The sequence below is a fragment of the Reichenbachiella sp. genome (assembly GCF_033344935.1).
In the GTDB taxonomy this organism is placed as follows: domain Bacteria; phylum Bacteroidota; class Bacteroidia; order Cytophagales; family Cyclobacteriaceae; genus Reichenbachiella.
The window spans coordinates 2,918,032-2,938,102 of sequence record NZ_JAWPMM010000001.1; the positions used below are offsets into that span (position 1 = coordinate 2,918,032).

At 39.3% G+C, this 20,071-nt stretch carries 18 protein-coding genes; 8 read left to right on the forward strand and 10 right to left on the reverse strand.

The window, feature by feature from the left end; translation table 11 throughout:
- The first annotated feature begins 122 nt into the window (after positions 1 to 122).
- The 3 genes from dnaX (at position 123) to R8N23_RS12700 (ending at position 2,477) form a co-directional block, all read left to right on the forward strand.
- Entirely contained in the window at positions 123 to 1,238 is a 1,116-nt protein-coding gene (dnaX, locus tag R8N23_RS12690) for a DNA polymerase III subunit gamma/tau (RefSeq protein WP_318171978.1), read from the forward strand.
- A gap of 305 nt (positions 1,239 to 1,543) precedes the next feature.
- On the forward strand, positions 1,544 to 1,795 hold the full coding sequence (locus tag R8N23_RS12695; protein WP_318171979.1) for a hypothetical protein: 252 nt from the start codon (positions 1,544 to 1,546) through the stop codon (positions 1,793 to 1,795).
- A gap of 139 nt (positions 1,796 to 1,934) precedes the next feature.
- Positions 1,935 to 2,477, forward strand: a complete 543-nt coding sequence (locus R8N23_RS12700) for a transposase (protein ID WP_318171980.1) — start codon at positions 1,935 to 1,937, stop codon at positions 2,475 to 2,477.
- Positions 2,478 to 2,687: 210 nt separating this feature from the next.
- Here the strand turns inward: R8N23_RS12700 and R8N23_RS12705 are convergent, their stop codons facing one another.
- The 4 genes from R8N23_RS12705 to R8N23_RS12720 form a co-directional block, all read right to left on the reverse strand.
- A complete protein-coding gene (locus R8N23_RS12705; RefSeq protein WP_318171981.1) occupies positions 2,688 to 3,920 on the reverse strand; it encodes a GAF domain-containing sensor histidine kinase in 1,233 nt (410 codons plus the stop codon).
- Positions 3,921 to 4,014: 94 nt separating this feature from the next.
- Positions 4,015 to 5,331 carry a TlpA disulfide reductase family protein gene (locus R8N23_RS12710; RefSeq protein ID WP_318171982.1) on the reverse strand — a complete coding sequence of 439 codons (1,317 nt, stop codon included), beginning with the start codon at positions 5,329 to 5,331 and terminating at the stop codon, positions 4,015 to 4,017.
- 292 nt (positions 5,332 to 5,623) lie between these two features.
- The gene (locus R8N23_RS12715) at positions 5,624 to 7,429 is read right to left on the reverse strand and encodes a LysM peptidoglycan-binding domain-containing protein (protein WP_318171983.1); all 1,806 of its coding nucleotides are present in this window, start codon (positions 7,427 to 7,429) and stop codon (positions 5,624 to 5,626) included.
- Positions 7,426 to 8,067, reverse strand: coding sequence for an O-methyltransferase (locus R8N23_RS12720; RefSeq protein WP_318173575.1), 642 nt, complete (start codon positions 8,065 to 8,067; stop codon positions 7,426 to 7,428). The genes R8N23_RS12715 and R8N23_RS12720 overlap by 4 nt, the downstream gene beginning before the upstream one ends.
- A 130-nt stretch (positions 8,068 to 8,197) precedes the next feature.
- On the opposite strand from R8N23_RS12720, the gene R8N23_RS12725 reads away from it, so the two are divergent.
- The 4 genes from R8N23_RS12725 (at position 8,198) to R8N23_RS12740 (ending at position 12,137) form a co-directional block, all read left to right on the forward strand.
- On the forward strand, positions 8,198 to 8,830 hold the full coding sequence (locus tag R8N23_RS12725) for a deoxynucleoside kinase (RefSeq protein WP_318171984.1): 633 nt from the start codon (positions 8,198 to 8,200) through the stop codon (positions 8,828 to 8,830).
- Between the two features lie 96 nt (positions 8,831 to 8,926).
- On the forward strand, positions 8,927 to 10,945 hold the full coding sequence (locus R8N23_RS12730) for a dipeptidyl-peptidase 3 family protein (protein WP_318171985.1): 2,019 nt from the start codon (positions 8,927 to 8,929) through the stop codon (positions 10,943 to 10,945).
- A gap of 74 nt (positions 10,946 to 11,019) precedes the next feature.
- Positions 11,020 to 11,613: a TetR/AcrR family transcriptional regulator gene (locus R8N23_RS12735; RefSeq protein ID WP_318171986.1), complete on the forward strand. Its 594-nt coding sequence runs from the start codon at positions 11,020 to 11,022 to the stop codon at positions 11,611 to 11,613.
- Positions 11,614 to 11,738: 125 nt separating this feature from the next.
- Positions 11,739 to 12,137, forward strand: a complete 399-nt coding sequence (locus tag R8N23_RS12740; protein WP_318171987.1) for a hypothetical protein — start codon at positions 11,739 to 11,741, stop codon at positions 12,135 to 12,137.
- Between the two features lie 55 nt (positions 12,138 to 12,192).
- On the opposite strand, the gene R8N23_RS12745 is transcribed toward R8N23_RS12740, so the two are convergent.
- The gene (locus tag R8N23_RS12745; RefSeq protein WP_318171988.1) at positions 12,193 to 12,678 is read right to left on the reverse strand and encodes a hypothetical protein; all 486 of its coding nucleotides are present in this window, start codon (positions 12,676 to 12,678) and stop codon (positions 12,193 to 12,195) included.
- A gap of 206 nt (positions 12,679 to 12,884) precedes the next feature.
- On the opposite strand from R8N23_RS12745, the gene R8N23_RS12750 reads away from it, so the two are divergent.
- Positions 12,885 to 13,451, forward strand: a complete 567-nt coding sequence (locus R8N23_RS12750) for a carbonic anhydrase (RefSeq protein WP_318171989.1) — start codon at positions 12,885 to 12,887, stop codon at positions 13,449 to 13,451.
- Between the two features lie 75 nt (positions 13,452 to 13,526).
- On the opposite strand, the gene R8N23_RS12755 is transcribed toward R8N23_RS12750, so the two are convergent.
- The 5 genes from R8N23_RS12755 to trpB form a co-directional block, all read right to left on the reverse strand.
- A complete protein-coding gene (locus R8N23_RS12755) occupies positions 13,527 to 13,964 on the reverse strand; it encodes an outer membrane insertion C- signal (protein ID WP_318171990.1) in 438 nt (145 codons plus the stop codon).
- A 152-nt stretch (positions 13,965 to 14,116) separates the two neighbouring features.
- Complete coding sequence (locus R8N23_RS12760) at positions 14,117 to 15,643, reverse strand: oligopeptide:H+ symporter (RefSeq protein ID WP_318171991.1); 1,527 nt, start codon at positions 15,641 to 15,643, stop codon at positions 14,117 to 14,119.
- 156 nt (positions 15,644 to 15,799) lie between these two features.
- Entirely contained in the window at positions 15,800 to 17,563 is a 1,764-nt protein-coding gene (locus R8N23_RS12765) for a peptide MFS transporter (protein ID WP_318171992.1), read from the reverse strand.
- Between the two features lie 516 nt (positions 17,564 to 18,079).
- Positions 18,080 to 18,850 (reverse strand): tryptophan synthase subunit alpha, encoded by a 771-nt coding sequence (trpA, locus tag R8N23_RS12770; protein WP_318171993.1) that lies wholly within the window; start codon positions 18,848 to 18,850, stop codon positions 18,080 to 18,082.
- A 32-nt stretch (positions 18,851 to 18,882) separates the two neighbouring features.
- Positions 18,883 to 20,064: a tryptophan synthase subunit beta gene (gene trpB / locus R8N23_RS12775; RefSeq protein ID WP_318171994.1), complete on the reverse strand. Its 1,182-nt coding sequence runs from the start codon at positions 20,062 to 20,064 to the stop codon at positions 18,883 to 18,885.
- Positions 20,065 to 20,071: the final 7 nt, after the last annotated feature.

A 20,071-nucleotide genomic window follows, 5' to 3' on the forward strand; every position in this document is an offset into this window, starting at 1 on the left:
CATACCTTACGAAAAATTATAACCCATGAATCATGGATTATAATTTTAATGAAGATTGAAATTTTTAAATTATTGCTCGGCAATTTGTGAGGAAATTATTCACTGATTGCTATCTTGCGCCCATGGAAAATTTTGTAGTATCGGCACGTAAGTACAGACCGCTCGGCTTTGCCGAAGTAGTAGGTCAAAGCCATATTACAACCACATTGAAGAATGCCATCGACAACAACCACTTGGCGCAAGCCTTGCTGTTTTGTGGGCCACGTGGAGTTGGAAAAACCACCTGTGCGAGGATTCTGGCCAGAATGGTCAATAAGTTTGATGATCAGGGCAATGCCGAATCCGCCAATGCCTTGAATATCTATGAGCTTGATGCTGCTTCCAACAACTCTGTTGAGGATATCAGAAATCTGATTGATCAGGTTCGCTACCCACCTCAACAAGGCACTCATAAAGTCTATATTATAGATGAGGTTCACATGCTCTCGAATCAGGCCTTCAATGCTTTTTTGAAGACTTTAGAGGAACCTCCTGCTTATGCCATTTTTATTCTGGCTACTACAGAGAAGCACAAGGTCATTCCTACCATTCTTTCCAGATGTCAGATCTTTGATTTCAATAGAATTGAAATTGATGACATCACTTATCAGCTAAAGAAAATTGCTGAAAAAGAAAACATTGACTGTGAAGAGGAAGCACTTCACTTGATTGCACAAAAGGCTGATGGAGCACTCAGAGATGCACTATCTATTTTTGACTTGATTGTTACTTTTTCTTCGGGAGATAAGGTGACCTATCAGGATACGATCAAAAACCTTCACATCCTTGACTACGATTACTTTTTCAAGTTGACAGATATGTTGGATCAAGGCAATGTCTCTGAAGCCTTATTGACCTACGATGAGATTTTGAAAAATGGATTCGATGGACATAACTTCTTGATAGGCATGTCTGAGCATTTTAGAAACTTGATGGTATGTAAAGACCCGGAAACCGTCAAACTCCTCAATGTTTCTAAAAACATTCAGGAAAAGTATCTGACTCAGGCAAAAGCCATTTCGCTTTCTTTCTTAATGTCAGGATTGAATATTTTGAATTTGGCGGACTTGAATTTCAAATCCAGCAAAAATCAGCGGCTTCATGTGGAGCTAGCCTTAATGAAACTTGGCTACTTGGACCAAGCCTTTAAATTGTCAGCCGGTGCACCAGCTGATCTAAAAAAAAAAGTGACGGCGTAGCAGTTAGCAGCTCTTCTAGTTCTGATACTACTACCCCAACCACTTCATCTTCCGCTCAGGATAAACCAAAGCCTGTACCGCTAAAATCTGTTTCTGCTCCGGTTCAAAAAACGCCAAGCCTCAAGAGCATATTCAACAAGAAAGAAGAACCAAAAGAAACTACAGAAGAGGTAAAAGAAACCAATACTGAAGAGCTACTTACTCCGATTACATCAGAAGGTGTAAGAACAAAATTAGACCAATACATTTCAGAGAAGAAGGTATCTAATACTGTCAAAATCATCCTATCCAAACCAATTAAGGTAGTGGATAGCCAAATCCAACTGACTATTACCAACTCGGTAGAGATTGCGATGATTGAAAATGTCGAAGTAGAATTGTTAGGTTTCCTGCGCAGTGAGCTTAGAAATACTTCGATTGCTTTTAATTATCAAATCTCTGAAGATACTGAAGAACGACGCCCATATACCGCCGAAGAGAAGTTCAAAGCCATGGCGAAGAAAAACCCAGCTTTATTGAAGCTAGCGGATGAGTTTGGACTGGATACGGATCATTGATTCAAGTCTCAGGTTCGTGAGGACACGAACCAGGGCCTACATGCTCAGGCTCGTGGAGACAAGAGCAAAGGCGTACTTTCATGCCCATGCTCGTGTGCTCACGAGCGACCCAATGAATGGAATTGATTAATTTTCTATCATGCAAACCACTAACCTTCGCAAATCAAATCTTGAAGTAGGTAAAATCTACTTTTGGACAGCTACTATAAACAAATGGCAAACACTACTCGAAAAAAGTGCACACAAACAAATCATTACCGACTCTTTACTTCATCTTTCCAAAAAAGATCTTATTGATATATTTGGATTTGTGGTCATGCCAAACCATATACATTTAATTTGGCGGTTAAACAATTTGAATGGCAAGGAGCTCCCCAGTGCATCTCTATTGAAATTCACAGCACATGAGTTCAAGAAAATGCTACCCAAAGAAGAGCTTTACTCCTACCAAATTGATGCACCAAACAAGAAACATAAATTTTGGCAAGAAAATTCAAGAGCGATAGAACTTTGGACACCGGCCGTTGCTTATCAGAAATTAGATTATATCCATCGTAATCCGGTTTCAGGCAAATGGAAATTGGTAAATGACTGGGTTGATTATAAATATTCATCAGGATCGTTCTACGAAAACCAAAGCTCTGATTTTGGGTTTTTAAAGCACTTAGGGAATGAGTTTTAGGAGGGCTCGTGAAGACACGAACCAAGGCCTACATGCTCAGGCTCGTGGAGACACGAGCAAAGGCGTACTTTCATGCCCAGGCTCGTGTCCTCACGAGCCAACGCGAAAATTGTCTAAAAGAAGGAATTGAAAGAGCTCAAGAATTAAGGATAACTATTAAACGGCACGTATAGATAATGCTTTAAGAAAGACGATCAAAAATATTCGACTTCAAGCATTAAAAGTATCGAAGGTAAAGGTCGTTCCTACGTTAGGTTTGGATTCGACGGAGATGGTGCCGCCTAGGCTTTCCACCAATTTCTTGACCGTTGCCAGGCCAATTCCTGTACCCAACTCCCCTTTTCTATCCTTTCTTCCTTCTATGGAGAATAAATCAAATGCTTTTTTCATAAACTGTTCAGGCATTCCGTCACCATTGTCACTCACTTCGAAATGATTCATTGTTTTATTGGCATTGATTTTAATGGTGATTAAGCGATCTCGTTTCGAGTTGTATTTCAGGCCATTGACTACCAAATTCAGCAGAATTTGCATAATGGCCGCCTTATTCAGGCGAACCTGTTTCTTATTACTTTCAAACTTCAGTAAGGCATTTGGCTCATTAAAACCCATCTCTTCCAATTCACGCATGAGATCTTCCACCACCACCTTTTCAACCTTTCGCCCAACCAATTCATCACTTTTGTAGAATTCCAACATGCCATCGATGTATCTTCTCAACTGATTGGAAGATGATCTAAGATGCGTCAAATACAAATGTGCCTCTTCCGACAACTTGCCCTGACTCTCATTTTCGATCATATCGGTCAGTGCACTGATGTTAGCCAGTGGAGATTTGAGGTCATGGGAAACCGTAGCGGCAAATTTTTTTAACTCTTCATTCCTACCCATCAACTGCTCTTGCAAACTCATGAGTTGGAAGTTTTTGTATCGCTGATCAAATAGATTGACGACTTGTTTCGACATGGCCTTAAGCGCCCTTATCTGCTCCTGATTGAGTTTTCTGGGTTTATGATCATAGACGCAAATAGTTCCGAGCTTGAAACCAGAAGGATCAACCAAGGGCACTCCCGCATAAAAAATAGCTTGAAAGTCCGTCACCAAAGGATTACCTTGAAAACGCTCATCTTCTCTTGCATCTTCGATTACTGTGATATCCTCTTCTGCATTGATGGCATGACCGCAAAAGGAGATCTCCCTTGGAGACTCACTGATATCTACGCCATGATGAGATTTCAAAAAGTTACGATCCTGGTCTAATAAAGTAATTAGAGAAATGGGTACATCACAGATGTACGCCATCATCGCCGTGATATTATCATAGCTTTCTTCAGGGATCGTATCGAGGAGCTGGTATTTTTCGACAGCTTTCTGTCGTAAAGCTTCGTCCTTAGGTAATTCTGGAGGTATCATTCGCTGGTTGTGATTATCTACGCTAGGCATTTAATAGCCTATGGATAAATATAATCAATATACGAACAATACTATGGGCTTGGATTTTTGGCTGTAAGATTCGCGGAAACTCAAACCAAAAAAATCACAGCATAGAATTAAGCTTTTCTAAGGTCTTTGGCAACGAGGGTCTCCAATGAAAATTTTCGGTATCAAGATTACCGTATTTATCAAAAAGCAAGTAGGTTGGAAAACCAGAGAAATTATAATTTTCTTTAAATTCTTCGAATTGTGCTTCATTGAAATAGATGTTAATTCCATCTAGATCGTATTGATCGACCGTTGCCTTCCAAGCGCTTATATCAGAAGAAGAGGCACAGATGTAGATGAATTGAACATTCTTTCCTTCAAGTGCCTTTTTAAATGATTCTTGATTTTTAAATTCTTGCTGACATGGACGACACCACGTGGCCCACAAATCGAGATAAATTACTTTCCCTCTATTTTGGATCAAAATTGAATCTATCAATGATTTTGTGCTCTTAAGAGAATCGCTGATAAACACACCTTCCCTGGTTTGAGCTATTACTATCCTAGATTTAACTTCCTTATACATTGATTCCAGTTTGGAATTCAGGTAAGGATCAGTAATAATCGAGTCTTTGGCTTCCATAAATTCTTCTAGTAGAGCCACATTGTTCGCTCCCAATTGAGGGCTCACAATTTCTATGAAAAACAATTGACGCATGAGATCATCATTTTTGAAATTACAGATGGCATTGAGTAACTGGGCGTGATAATTATCTTCGTTTACCTCATCTATAATTTCTTCCAATATTTTCTCATAGAGGTATTCATACTTAAATCTATTTAGGGCATGATTGTTAATAAAACCTTCTTTATCTATTGGAAATTTTGTATCTAATGCCTCTTTTACCTTTTCTAATTTGCTAGATGAATTTGCATTGATATAGCCTATTAAAAAACTATAATATGAGGTTAGAATGTGATTATTCAACCATGTGGTTATATCAACATTGTCTATCTCATGTGTATCGATGAATAGATCTAAAAGTTTATTAGACTGACTTTTCAAAGAATCCACTGTATTGAGAAAGTCTTCTTGAGATTGTTTGAAACCTATTTTTCTGAGCTCAGAGTAGTTCTGATCTATTGGCTCAAATAGCTCAAGGAAAGCTTGGATATTTTGATTCTCCTCAGTCCTGTCTCCACTAAATGTAAGCGTCTTATCAGAATGAATTAAAATGTTTATACTATCACCTGGGTAGATTAAAATGCGCGTGGCTGACTCATAAATAAACAACAAGTCAAAAGGAACATCTGATTCTAAATCAAATCTAAAATTACCCTTTTCAAAAAAAATAGGTGTAGCCTCCTCGTACCCTGAAAAAATCTTATCGAAAGCTATTACAGGATAAGTATCAATATTAGCTCCCTCCATCTGTCCAGTTATAACAATTCTGTTAGAGATATTAGAGGTATTGTCTTGCTGGCAGTTTAAAAGTGGAATTAATATCACAAACGTTAAAAGACGAAAGAATCCTAACTTCATAAAAACTATATAAAATTCAATGACTGATAAATTTGACTAGCTGTTAATCCCTGCAAATTTGATTTTTTAAATAAATGAAAAAAAACGCGACCATGGATATTAAAGAAAAATCAGACAGATAACTTTTTGTTATGGACAGACTACTTGAGGCAACTTTAACAATACAGTCAATAACATAGTTTTACTTCACCCGCAACCGCTCCCCAACATCTAAATTGAAGTTCTCCTTTTGATTAAGTTTTAAGATCTCTTCTACTTCTAAACCATACTTCTTAGAGATCCCATACATCGTATCTCCTGGCTCTACCACGTGGAAGTTGACCTCATTGGTTTCAGGAGTTTCTAAGTTTTCTTCGACAGAACCATGGATAATTAAACTTTGACCTACTTTAAGGGAGGTATCATACAAATCATTCCACTCTATCAGGTCCGAAACCGAAACTCCCGTAGCTTGAGCAATTCCATATAGCGTTTCTCCTTTGATCACTTTGTGAGTAGTAATAGCAATCGGTTCGTCCAATTCAGAAATCTCCTCAGTCACCTCATTATTGGCAACAGCCGCTTCTTCAACTTCTTCTTCTAATAGTTCCTCCTGTATTTCCTCTTCTGTTTCACTTTCTACTATAACTGGTTTTGGCACTACTTTAAGCGGTATCACTTCATCCACAGGCATCCTTGGAAGCTCTCGATATTCAATCGGCATATTTGCCGGGCGTTTTTTATGCAACCAAAGCACTCGTCCCGGTTTGATTTCATCAATCGTCGCCATGCGATTAAGTTTAGCTAGTTTCACCAACTTGACTCCAAACTTCTGCGAGACATCCCAAAGGGTTTCATTCGGTTGTACAGTATAGAAATAGATTTTTCCTCTATTCCTTTTAGGCTTCATATAATAGATCTCTCCTTCTTTGATGATACTGGTCATTTTGAGATCATTGTATTTCGCAAACTTTTCTGGTGTCAGATTGGCCTTTTTAGCCAATACATTAATACCATCTCCGCGTTTAGCGAGTATAGAAGGAATCCCATTGATTTTGATATAGATGGTACCTGATACATTGAGGTCTTTGTCAATTGTAGGGTATACCTTCACAGAGATCAAACCGTCATCCACTCCTTCATCATCAGTTTTGTTCTTATCTGGCGTATCGTTTTCTTTTATTTTAGGCGCCTTTCCTCTCACGGGCAACATGACTGAATAGGTTTTCTCTCCAGGTACTTTATTGGCCTTCAGCCACTTGTTATATTTTTTTAGTTCCTCTTCGTTTACTTTGGTCTCTTTAGCAATAGCTGACAAAGTCTTGCCTTTGCCTTTTTTGTACTCCACCAGTCTTAAACCTTCACTATTAGGACCACCAGTAATTCCCTCATAAGCGATCTTATGTGCCAAAAAACGCACGACATACCAATGCGTTTTTCCATCTAAGGTCATTCGCTTCTTTCCAAAATTGCTCGTCTCTACATATTTACCAGCTCCACCTCTACCTGTCATGTGAGCCAATATGGTGTAGACCCAATTGTCGAAATAGAAATTATGCCGTTTGAAGTATTTGGCAGCTCCGTGGGTAGACGCCACGATATTCAACCTTTCATCTACGCTCCGGTCAATTCTCAAGCCTACCTCTCGCCCAGTGAAGTCCTTGAACTGCCAAAACCCAACGGCATTAGCCGACGAAACCGCATCGGAGATTAGAGCGCTCTCCTGTAGGGCCAAAAACTTAAAGTCTTCTGGAACTCCCTCTTCTTTGAAAATCTTTTCTATAATCGGAAAGTAAATGCGTGCCCGATCCGCTTTGATCTCCATGAACTTTGGGCTCTTAGTCAAAGCATCCACATCCTTTTGAATGTTTCTTCGACAGGCATCAGAAATTTTGAGTTTCATATCCCCCAACGTGATTTCTGAAGGCACTCGCACCCTGCCTACATTATCGTCAGCAGTAGCCACCATTGAGCACAAGCAAATAAAGAAAACTAAGAGACTTCTCATATTACTCGCAATATCATTAGGCCATCCCTTACAGGCAATAAGACATTCTCTACTCTAGGATCATCGTGGACCTTTTGATTGAATTCGATTAGTGCTTTGGTGTCTTTGTCATTAGGCTTTGGGCTAGCCGTCACCTTGCCGCTCCACAAGATATTGTCTGCGATGATAAAGCCGCCAGCGTTCATTTTTCCTATTACTTGTTCGTAGTAATTCAGATAATTCACCTTATCCGCATCGATAAAGACTAGGTCAAATTGCTCGTCTATCGTCGGGATCAAATCCATGGCATTCCCAATCAGGTACTGTAACTGATCTGTATAATCCGACTCATTAAAATATTGCTGCACAATGGGCTCCAACTCTTCGTTGATATCGATAGTATACAACTTACCATCTTCAGGAAGTCCTTCGGCCATGCAAAGTGCGGAATAGCCGGTATAAGTTCCAATCTCTAAAACATGTTGCGGTTTAATCATATGGGCAATCATCGACAGAATACGCCCCTGTACATGGCCAGACAACATTCGAGGCCTTAGCACATTCAGATTCGTCTCTCGATCTATTTTCTCCAATAGTGAACTAGCTGCCGTGGTATGTTTGGCTGAGTAGTCCTGAATGTCCTTCTTTATAAAATCCAATGGTAAACTGCTTTGTAGAATTTGATTCAAAAATATATACAAAAATGATACATCTGGTAGACCCAAAGAATTTATCCACAATCTAAATTTCATCCTTTGAAAAAACCACTGAGCGCTTACCTTTGTCCCTATGGGCATTCATCCAAAACACATAGCAGTTTCAGGTAATATCGGTGCTGGCAAAACTACGCTCACAGCCATGTTGGCCAAGCACTATGGGTGGCAAGCGGAATTTGAAGACGTAGACGACAACCCCTATTTGGCGGATTTTTATGGAGACATGAGTAAATGGTCTTTTCATTTACAGGTTTACTTTCTCAACAGCCGCTTTGAGCAAGTCAACAAGGTTCGAAATGGAAAAAAGACAGTCATCCAGGATCGTACGATCTACGAGGATGCTTACATCTTTGCCAAAAGCTTACACCATCAAGGATATTTCAACGATAGAGATTATAAAAACTATCTAACACTGTTTGATTCCATGATCAAATTTGTTGAAGCACCTGACTTGCTTATTTACCTTAAGTCCGACATCGATAAATTGGTTCGCAATATCGAAACCAGAGGACGAGACTATGAAAGTGCGATTCGAATAGACTATCTCCAGGGTCTTAATTCCCATTACAATGATTGGATAGCCAATTATAAAGAGGGAAAACTCTTGATTATAGATGTCAATGATATTGACTTTGTAAAGAACCTGGATGACTTCTCTACCATCGTTTCGAAGATCGATGTAGAATTGCATGGACTATTTAGCTAGTCACCCTACATTTATCCCTCTTATCACATTGTTATTGACATTTAACCCAAGCGTGTTAAATTGCGAGATTCTTTAAACAACACACACTATTATAATATGAGAAAACAGTTAACACTTTTGTTATTAATACCATTGGCATGGGCCTGTACTCCCTCTACCACAGAGGTACAACAGCCAGCTGCCGAAGAGGAATTCGTTTGGAAAACTGAACAGTTTGCTGATTTAAAAATAATCAGATATCAGATCCCTGGATTTGAAAAACTCACCTTGGATCAAAAGAAGCTTGCCTATTATTTGACACAAGCAGGTCTAGCAGGTAGAGACATTATTTGGGACCAGAATTACCGTCATAATTTGGCCATTCGCTCGGCACTTGAAAATATCATCAACAACTATGATGGTGATCAATCGAGTGAAGAATGGAAGGCCTTCATGACCTACACCAAAAGAGTTTGGTTCTCTAATGGTATTCACCATCACTATTCTATGGCCAAAATTGAGCCTGGATTCAATCAAGAGTATTTCCAAGGTTTGCTAGATGCGACCAATACTACATTAGCTGAAGAGGCACTAAATACAATTTTCGATCTTTCTACAGATGCGAAAAAAGTCAACCTGGACCCTGAAAAAGGACTAATGGTAGGTTCTGCCACCAATTTCTACGACCCTGATATTACCGCTGAAGAGGTAGACGAATTTTATACTCAGATCACTGACAGAAATGCAGAAGAGCCTATCTCGTATGGGTTAAATTCTAAACTGATAAGAGATGAAAATGGACAACTGAAAGAGGAAGTTTGGAAATCTGGCGGCATGTATGGCTCGGCCATTGATGAAATGATTGGCTGGTTAGAAAAAGCGACAACAGTTGCGGAAAACCCAGAGCAAAAAAGAGGATTCGAATTATTGATCGAGTATTTCAAAACCGGGTCACTTAAAACATGGGACGAATACAATGTAGTTTGGGCGGCAGCTACCAAAGGTGACATCGATTACATTTTAGGTTTTATCGAAGTGTATAACGATCCTAAAGGCTACAGAGGATCTTACGAAGCGATCATTCAAATCAATGACTTCGAAGCTTCAGAAAGAATGAAAGTATTGTCAGAAAACGCCCAATGGTTTGAAGACAACTCTCCAATCATGGATGAACACAAAAAGGAAAATGTTGTGGGTGTAAGCTACAAAGTAGTGAACGTGGCTGGTGAATCTGGTGACGCCTCTCCTTCTACACCTATTGGTGTAAACTTGCCAAACGCCAACTGGATCAGAGCAAAGCATGGTTCTAAATCAGTGAGCTTGGGCAACATCATAGATGCTTATGACAAAGCGGGAACCTCAGGGTTCTTAGCAGAATTTGCCTTTGACGAAGCTGAAATGGATAGAGCCCGAAAGCACGGCGAAATCGGAGATAAAATGCATACTGCCTTACATGAAGTCATTGGCCATGCTTCCGGTAGATTGAACCCTAGCGTAGGCACACCCAAGGAAACACTTAAAAACTATGCTTCTACAATCGAAGAAGGACGAGCGGATTTAGTAGGACTATACTATTTGATGGATCCAAAGTTGGTGGAACTTGGTCTAATTGAAAGCTTGGAAGTTGGCAAAGAGGAATATGACGGCTATATAAGAAATGGCATGATGACGCAGCTAAGAAGACTTCAGCTCGGAGAAGACATCGAAGAAGCACATATGAGAAACAGAGCATGGGTATCAGCCTGGTCATTTGAGCAAGGCCAAGCGGATAATGTAATCGAGAGAAAGCAAAAGGATGGTAAAACCTACTTTGTAGTGAATGATTATGTAAAGCTCAGAGAAATATTTGGCCGATTACTACGAGAGACCCAACGGATTAAATCTGAAGGTGATTACGAGGCAGCCAAGGCCCTAGTAGAAGGTTATGGCGTAAAAGTAGAAGCTGAATTACATCAGGAAGTATTGGATAGAGCCTCTAAATTGAAAGGCGCTCCTTATGGAGGGTTCATCAATCCTGAGCTTGTACCAGTAATGGATGAAGCAGGAAATATCACTGATATTTCAGTGAACTACCCGATGGATTTTACCCAGCAAATGCTTGATTATGGAAAGAAATATGCTTTCCTAGCTAAGTAAAAAATTAATAAAGGGAATGATTCAATTGAATCATTCCCTTTTTATTTAACTGAGAAAAATAGTATTATTAATAGATGGCAAAAAAGGATCAAATATTAGACGCAGCCAAGTTGCTTTTCAACAGGCAAGGTTATGCTAAAACGAGTGTAGATGACATTTCACAGGCAGTAGGCATGCGTAAATCCTCCCTTTACTATTACTTTAAGAATAAAGAAGATCTCTTCATGTGTTCATTCAGAAATGATTGGGAAGAGAAATTCAAAATGTTTGAAACCGAAGCCAACAAAGAGAGTAATGCCACGGACAAAATTCTCACCTACATTACGCAATCTCTCAACTACTATGAAAAAGTAGTAATCGAACATAAGATTCCCGTCAAGGCGCTAATCGAAACCAGGAATCTTTACCGTTCATTTGTCAATAAAATCAACAGAGGGGGTATTAGCTTTTATGTGAGTGCAATCAATGAAGGGATTGCCAATGGAGATTTTAAGGATTGTGAAGTAGAAAAAGTAGCAGAGGCGCTCTTCCTAATTAAATTTTCTATCCAATACGATCAATTGAGCATGTTCTTACACAGTTATCCAACTGAGGAAGATTGGACTCACATCCGTGAACAGATACTTTATGCGATTGGGTTAATCCTAGATGGAATAAGAAAAAACTAAAATATTTTTCGAACAAACAAACCTTTTGTTCGAATCATCGTTTAACTTTGCAAATAACTCCCGAAAGGGATTTTATTTTGATTGAAATTCGAACGTTTAACCAATTTGTTCTAAATATCTAAATCATGAAAAAATTTGCACTAATCCTTACTGTAGCTGTGCTATCATCATTGGCTACTATCGCTCAAGACATTCCTAAAAAGGAATTTACCATTTCGGTATCTGACAAAAGCATTGCATTGCAACCAGGTGAAACTAAAAAGTATTTTGTGACGCTTAACCGCTCTAAATCTTATAAAAAGACGGAGATTGACTTGTTGATTGATTCAACTCTTCCTGAAGGAGTTACCGTAACATTCGAAAATGGTCTGGATCCTATGGTCAACAGAGTGATGGTTGTTTCAGTTGCAGAAGACGCAGCTCCAAACGCCAAAGCAGTAATATTGAAAGGAAAATCACTAAGAGCCAGTAAAGGTGTGATGCTCAATTTGAGCGTTAACGACGAGGCCTATACTGCCAATTAAAATATCATTATGTTTTGTTGAGTGAAAAGACAGTCTCGCTTAGGCTGTCTTTTTTTTATGAACATACCGTTCTTATTCTTTCCAAGTGCTCCTGATAATCATACTGCAAATCCTCATGTAATGAAGCCAGTACCTTATCAATCTTCTTTACTTGATTGAGCAACATATTCACTAATACCTTACTATCCCTCCATCCAATATTCAATTCAGTCATTTTCTGACAGAAGAAAAGCAAAATCTCAACTTCAGTCTGTTTATTTCCAGAAAATCGAATCTGTTTTGTAGCCAGTCGCAATGCTTTTCTTATCGTTTTCTTCGCTAAGTAAAGACTAGATGGGTTGATGGTTGAAAAAGCTTCCGCGATATCATCCTTGACTTGCTCTATGTAAAAAGGTTCATTGGCTGACTCCAGAAGAAGGTAATGAAGCAATTCTTTATTATCCTTTTTATATCTGGCTAGTCGTAGACAAACGGCCAATAAGTCTTCCTCTGACAATTGCTTGAGTTCTTTCTTCAATTCACTGAGCGAAGCTGTATACATAGTTCATGAGTTTCTTGCAATTATTTTCAAAATCACTTTTGTCTTACAAATGATACTGCAAGTTGCAATAAGAAAACTCAAATCAAAAACTCCTTATGTGCATAATCACTAAACAAACAAATTGCAGAAAATACGGATTGTTTAGTTCATAGATAATGATGCATATTTGTCTAACACTATTTTGAATTAAATAATAAACTTTAGATATGAACTGGAAAGACGCACTTCAAAGACTAAAAGATGGTAATGGAAGATTTACCAGCGCAAAAAGAGACACTGCAGTCTCTGATGCCGCTGAAATAAAACGTCACACAGACGGACAATCGCCATATGCGATTATACTTTCTTGTGCAGATAGCCGAGTGGCTCCTGAATTGGCTTTTGATACTGGAATTGGTGAAGTATTCGTGTTGCGTGTAGCAGGTAACGTGGCTAATACTTCTACTATCGCTAGTATTGAATATGCCGTAGCTCATTTGGGCACGAAATTAATTGTAGTAATGGGACACCAAAGCTGTGGAGCGGTTGGAGCTGCTGTAGCTGGTGGTGATAATGGACCGAACTTAAATAAACTTGTTAGTTATATCCAACCGGCTGTTGAAAAATTAGGAAAGGATGCGGATATGGTTGATATCATTAAAGAAAACGCCAATGTTTCAGCAAGTACCTTAACTTCCCAATCGGATATCATTTCTAATGCGGTAGCTTCAGATGGTGTGAAAATTGTAACCGCTTATTACAATTTGGATTCTGGTAAAGTTGATTTTTCTTAAGATTATAATTGCAACAAAAAAGGCTGATTCAATCGAATCAGCCTTTTTTGTTATTTTTTTAGTGTATTGCACTACTTATTTACCAAATACATATCGAGCGTTGAAACCAAAGCTATCTGCTCTAAAATCTGTTTCTTCAATGATCCAGAAAGTAGGTCTCCAGTCAAAGCCCAGTGCCAGCGGAAAGTCAAAGTGATATTCTAAACCTATTTCGCCACTAGCCCCTAGAAAGAAAGGATCAGAGAAATATAAAGAAGGCCCCACACCAATATACCAGTCAAGCCCTTGTACATCACCTAGTGGTTTGTAGAAAAAGTCGTAGAGCACCTCAACCCCAACATTGTCACCAAAACTAACATCAGCATGTATTCTACTGAATTCCCCTAAAGAAAACACCCCATCAATAGCGACATCATTTCCTAATACATCACCAAACCTAATACCCAATTCTTGCGCATTGACTGTGGTAAAAGAGGCTATAAAGATTGCAGATAGAACTAATAATTTTTTCATATTTAAATAATTTTAAGGTTGAGAATTCAAAGCAGCAAAAAACAACAGCTTCATTGATTATTGCAATATTTTATTGATTTAGTTTTAATTAAAAATAATCAAATAAAACTTACTCAGGCAAATATTCAATAATTTCCAATGAATTGATTCTGTTAATGCACTTCGTGCATCAGTTTCTTTAAAAATGGTGCAAGTATCAAAGCCACCAATCCTAAGCCTAATCCAAAAGTTCCAATCTGTTCGAACCCATCCACATAGACAGCAAGCGATTCCATACCTGAGGCAGATTCTATGTCATCTGAATTGATAGCCATACTTCTACCTATCCATCCGCCTATATTGAAGGCATAAGCTACTGCCATAAACCATATGCCCATCATAAAACCCACTAACTTCTTAGGTGTCAACTCTGTGATTTTTGACAACCCAACCGGAGACATGTTCAATTCACCTACGACTAATAAGAAATAAGCCACCACCAAAAATATCATAGGCACCTTCCCTTCAGCATTGGCAAATCCACCGCTAAATGCCATGACATAAAAACCAATACCAATTAGCAATAAGCCAAAAGCAAACTTATACGGGGTTCTCGGATTCAAATTTTTCTTTTTCATTGCAATCCACATCGCAGAGAATGGAATGGCCAACAACACTACAAAAATGGCCGTAATACCATTAGTACCAGCAGCTGTAAACCCTACCAATTCCACATTTCTATCAGCGAAAAGTGTTAGCAAACTGCCTGTCAGTTCATAAAATGCCCAGAAAACAGTCATTAGAACAGTCATATATAAAACCATAAAGAGTTGCCCCCTCTCCTTGCCAGATACTTTAGTAAAAGTAAAAATCAAATAACCCAGGACACCCAATACGAGAATATTGAAAATAAATGAAACGATGGTACCTTCAAACAGAATACTTCCAAACGCCTGAAGCGCGAAGTCTCCAAATTGAATTAGATAAGCTATAACAGGAACCAGTAACACAGCAACCAAAGGCACCCAATCTTTTTTCTTTAAGCCAAATACTTTTTCGTGAAGGGCCTCTTCTGATGCTGGCAATCCATGGTCACCAAACACTCCGTTTTGTGTTCCTTTCCAAAACACGATCAATCCAGTAAGCATACCGATACCAGCTGCTCCAAAACCATAATGCCAACCATATGTAGCTCCAAGCCATCCACAAAGAATCGGCGCAGCAGCAGCACCCACGTTGATCCCCATGTAAAAAATAGTGAATCCGGAATCTCTACGAACATCTCCTTTTTCATAGAGTGTCCCTACAAATGAAGAAATATTAGGTTTGAAAAAACCATTACCTACGATCAACAACCCTAATGCAGTATAAAAAGCAATCGGATGCTCGATAGCCAATATGAAATGGCCTGCCGTAAAAAACACAGCACCTAACATGACTGCTCGTCTGAATCCCAATAGCTTGTCAGCTACAACTCCTCCCAATGCCGGTGTGGCATACACCAACATACCATAAGCGGCATAGATTCCAAAAGCTATACTATCTCGCTCTGAGGATGCGCTAAACATCTCATTAACCATATATAAGGTAAGGAGAGCACGCATCCCATAGAAACTAAAGCGTTCCCACAGTTCAGCAAAGAATAAATAGAAAAGTCCTTTTGGGTGCCCGAATAGTTCGGGTTGTTGTTTTGCATTCATATATTCAATCTTAAAAATTTGACGAATATAATAAGAATGAACTATTTGACTTGTCGTCTGAAGACTGACGGCTTAAATACCAGTTGAATGGGGTAATTTTTGCACAAAAAAACCATCCCGACAGATCGAGATGGTTCTCATATTTTATTGCATTTCTTATTTCACACCATGCATTCCTTTTTTCATCAATGGAGTAAGGACAAACAGCACCACACTGATAGCTACACCTACCCACATCAAAGAAGAAAAGAAATCTGCATATACGGCACCAGCCGCTCCTACATCTGTGACTACACCTCCAGCAGTATCCATGGCCGCAAATTTTCCAATTTGCGCAGCAACCAGCTCGGAGTATGCTGTAGCCAAGAACCAAACACCCATCATAAAACCGACCACTTTAGGTACGGATAGTTTTGTAACTGCAGAAAGCCCTACTGGTGACAAACACAATTCTCCAGTGGTGTGGAGCAAATAAGCCAATACAATCCAGATGTATGCTACCTTTCCTGAAGCATCAGGCATCGTGGCACCTAAAACCAAAGCACCAAAACCGAGTCCGGCTTGTAAAATACCCAGACCGAATTTCATTGGTGTTCCTGGTTCCATATTGTGCTTACTTAAGAATGTCCACAACCAAGCAAAACCCGGAGCTAGTAAAAAGATAAACATCGCATTCAAAGAACCAGTTTGTACAGCAGTTACCTCCCAACGCATGGGTAAACCATTAGTAGAACTAGCTACCTCCGAGGCAAACAGAAAGTTACCTATGCCATAATAAACCAATGTAGCTCCTAATAGTGCAAAAACTGAACCTGTGATTTTCTTCTCGGAATCGTTCATTGCCATGAACTTATCCTTGCCTATATACCCTACCGCTATTGGTAGAATGAATAATATTACTCCTAATATGTAAAGACTACTCGTTTCATTGGGCATGAAATGTAAGTCGATTAATACTCGATCAATGACCCTGTCGGCATATAAGGTCATAGAGCCGGCGGACTGCTCAAACAAGGCCCAAAACACAACGGTGAAAAGAGTAAGTGAGGCCAAAACCGTCATACGACCTCTTTCTTGTGCATTACATTCTTTGAACAAAAACCATACAAGCCATACCAAGACTGCGAAAGCCATAAAATTTAATGAGTCATGAACGATACTGTTGGACTGCACTAAAAACCAGATAAATGGCACACTAATCAATGACCCCAGATAGATGGTCAACTCTTTATTTAATCCCAAAAACACTTTCTCTTTGAGTACTTCAGGATTGTCCGGTTCTGCATGTCCATGTAGGAATTTTTGGCCCCATAGAAAAACAACTAAGCCTAGCAACATACCGATACCAGCTGCACCGAATCCGTACCCCCATCCGAAATTTTCTCCCAAGTATCCGCAAAGCAAAGTGGCTGTGAACGAACCCAGATTAATACCCATATAGAAAATGGTAAAACCTGAGTCTCTTCGTTTATCTCCTACTTCATAGAGTTTACCCACAATAGTTGAAATATTCGGTTTCAGAAAACCGACTCCAACTATGATTAATGCCAGTGAAAAATAGAATATTTTTAAAGCAAATTCATCTTGTACCGCTACTCCATCAATCAGGGTTGCCTGATTACCCTCGAAGGCTAATCCCAAGTGACCAAAACACAACATGATTCCTCCAAAAATCACAGCCTTTCTCATACCTAGATACCGGTCAGCAAGTATACCACCCACTACAGGCAAGGCATACACCAATCCGGCGTAGGCACCTAAGACATCGTAGCCGGCACCGTCAGTAAATAAGTGATATTTTGTCAGATACAGGAGCAGTAAAAATTTCATTCCATAGAATGAAAATCGCTCCCACATTTCAGTGAGAAAACAAATGTAAAGTCCCTTAGGGTGTCCAAAAATTTCTTGCCTGTCTTCCATATTGATTTAAAGAATTCTAATTCAAAAACGCCTCTACCAACAACTTAAATTCTCAACTCTCCTTACTTCAATAACAGACTAATCTTCTACTTGCTAAACCAGGGTTTGCCATGACACAGCTCGCCTTAGAAAGCAAATTTTAATTGGATTGAATCTGATAAGGTTACTCAATTTTGGATGTTGTTTGATATAGATCGAATCGCCAAAATAAAAAGAATAATTTTAAATCAAATGAATGGTCAGTTTAATTGCATACGTTGGTCAAGAAAGTATCAGAACATATATCGGCAAGAAACACCTTCGCCTCGGCATTAATTCGTTGAAAAACCTCTAGAAAAAACTATTTAAATCGGTAATTTCCATTACCGAAAACACTTAATTAGCCTGAATATGCTACACTAAGCTATCGCTCAATATTTAGCAAACCTTTTAGTTAGATTTAACATTATAAATATACTGATAAATAGGTAGTTAAGTGATATTTTTTAGACGAGGCTAAAACTCTAAACACTACTTTTATTCGAACTGGGACATGAATTTTCTTATATTCTCACGAACATCTGAAGACTCCCCTATTGCTTTCACAAAAGCACTCCCGATAATACCTCCTTTTGAGAATTGGCACACCTGTTCAAATGACTTTTTATCTTTAATTCCAAACCCAGTAATCAAAGCATTCTTCAAATTCATAGCCTTTAGTCTTCCTGCAAAACTCTCAAAATCTGAGGTGAAATTTTTGTTCTCACCTGTCGTGCTTGAAGATGAAACCATGTAGATAAATCCATCAGTATTCTCATCTACCAATCTGATTCTTTCATCAGTAGATGCCGGCGTCACAAGTATGATATTACGCAAGCCATTTGCTTCTACCGTTGACTTGTAATTTGAGATATATTCTTCTACTGGAAGATCCGGAATGATCAAGCCGTCAACATCAATCTCTTTACATTTCTTGCAAAAATTTTCAAAGCCATATTGCATGATGGGGTTCAGAGAACTCATCATAATGAGTGGCACGGAAACCGACTTTCTAATGTCCTTCAATTGATCAAAAAGTAACTTCACAGTCATGCCATTTTCAATGGCCTTCGTGTTGCTTTGCTGGATAGTAGGACCATCAGCGACGGGATCGGAAAAGGGTACTCCTATCTCTAGCAAATCTGCGCCGTTCTCTACCAACTCATTGATAACATCCACCGTATCATTGAGCTCGGGATAACCTGCGGTAAAGTAGATTGACAGGATATTATTCTTTGTATTAATTAAGTTATTTATTCTATTTTCCATTACAGAACTTTATTCTATTTTGAGATAAATTGTTAAATGCTATTCAGATAAGTTTCAAGATCCTTATCCCCTCTTCCTGATAGATTCACAACAATTGTTTCTCCAGGAACAATCTTAATTTTATCTAATGTGGCTAAAGCATGAGCCGATTCCACTGCTGGTATAATTCCTTCCAACAAACACAATTCCTTTCCGGCCTTCAATGCATCGTCATCTGTCACCGCTTCATACTTCACTCTACCAGACTCAAACCAATGAGCCAAAGCAGGTCCTATGCCTGGGTAATCCAGACCCGCCGAGATTGAATGAGGTTCTACCACCTGCCCATCGTCTGTTTGCATAAACAAGGTTTTGCTACCGTGCAGTATCCCGCTCTTACCTTTGAAAGTAGCTGCTGCAGTAAACCCAGACTCTAGACCTTTCCCTGCTGCTTCAGCAGCAATGAGCTCCACTTGATCGTCTTCGATAAAATGGAAAAAGGCTCCTGAAGCATTACTACCACCACCAACGCAAGCAATCACTCGATCTGGAAATTCAGTTCCTATGGCAGTTTTAAGCTGCTTTTTAATCTCCTCGCTAATTACCGACTGGAATCTCGCCACCATATCAGGATATGGGTGTGGGCCTACCACAGAACCAATGATGTAGTGCGTATCGAATGGATTACTAATCCAATAGCGCATGGCTTCATTAGTAGCGTCCTTAAGCGTTTTACTACCTGATGACACAGGCACCACAGTCGCGCCAAGCATCTTCATTCTTCCTACGTTAGGTGCTTGTCTGGCTACATCCACCTCTCCCATAAACACAACACATTCTATACCCATGAGCGCGCAGGCGGTAGCTGTAGCCACCCCATGCTGTCCAGCTCCTGTCTCAGCTATAATCTTTTTCTTGCCTAGTTTTTTAGCCAGAATGATTTGCCCTAACGCATTGTTGATTTTGTGCGATCCCGTATGGTTAAGATCTTCTCTTTTGAGATAAATATTGACACCATACTTTCCTGAAAGCCTAGTGGCTAAATAGAGAGGAGAAGGACGCCCTACATAGTCTGAAAGCAGTTTTTCAAACTCCTGCTTAAACTCCTCACTGGACATGATCTGCTCGTAATTCTCTCTTAATTCAGTCACATTGGCCTGCATCATTTCTGGAATGAATGCGCCTCCAAAACTTCCAAAATAGCCCCTTTCATCAGGTTTCAACTTGGTTTCCATCTATCAA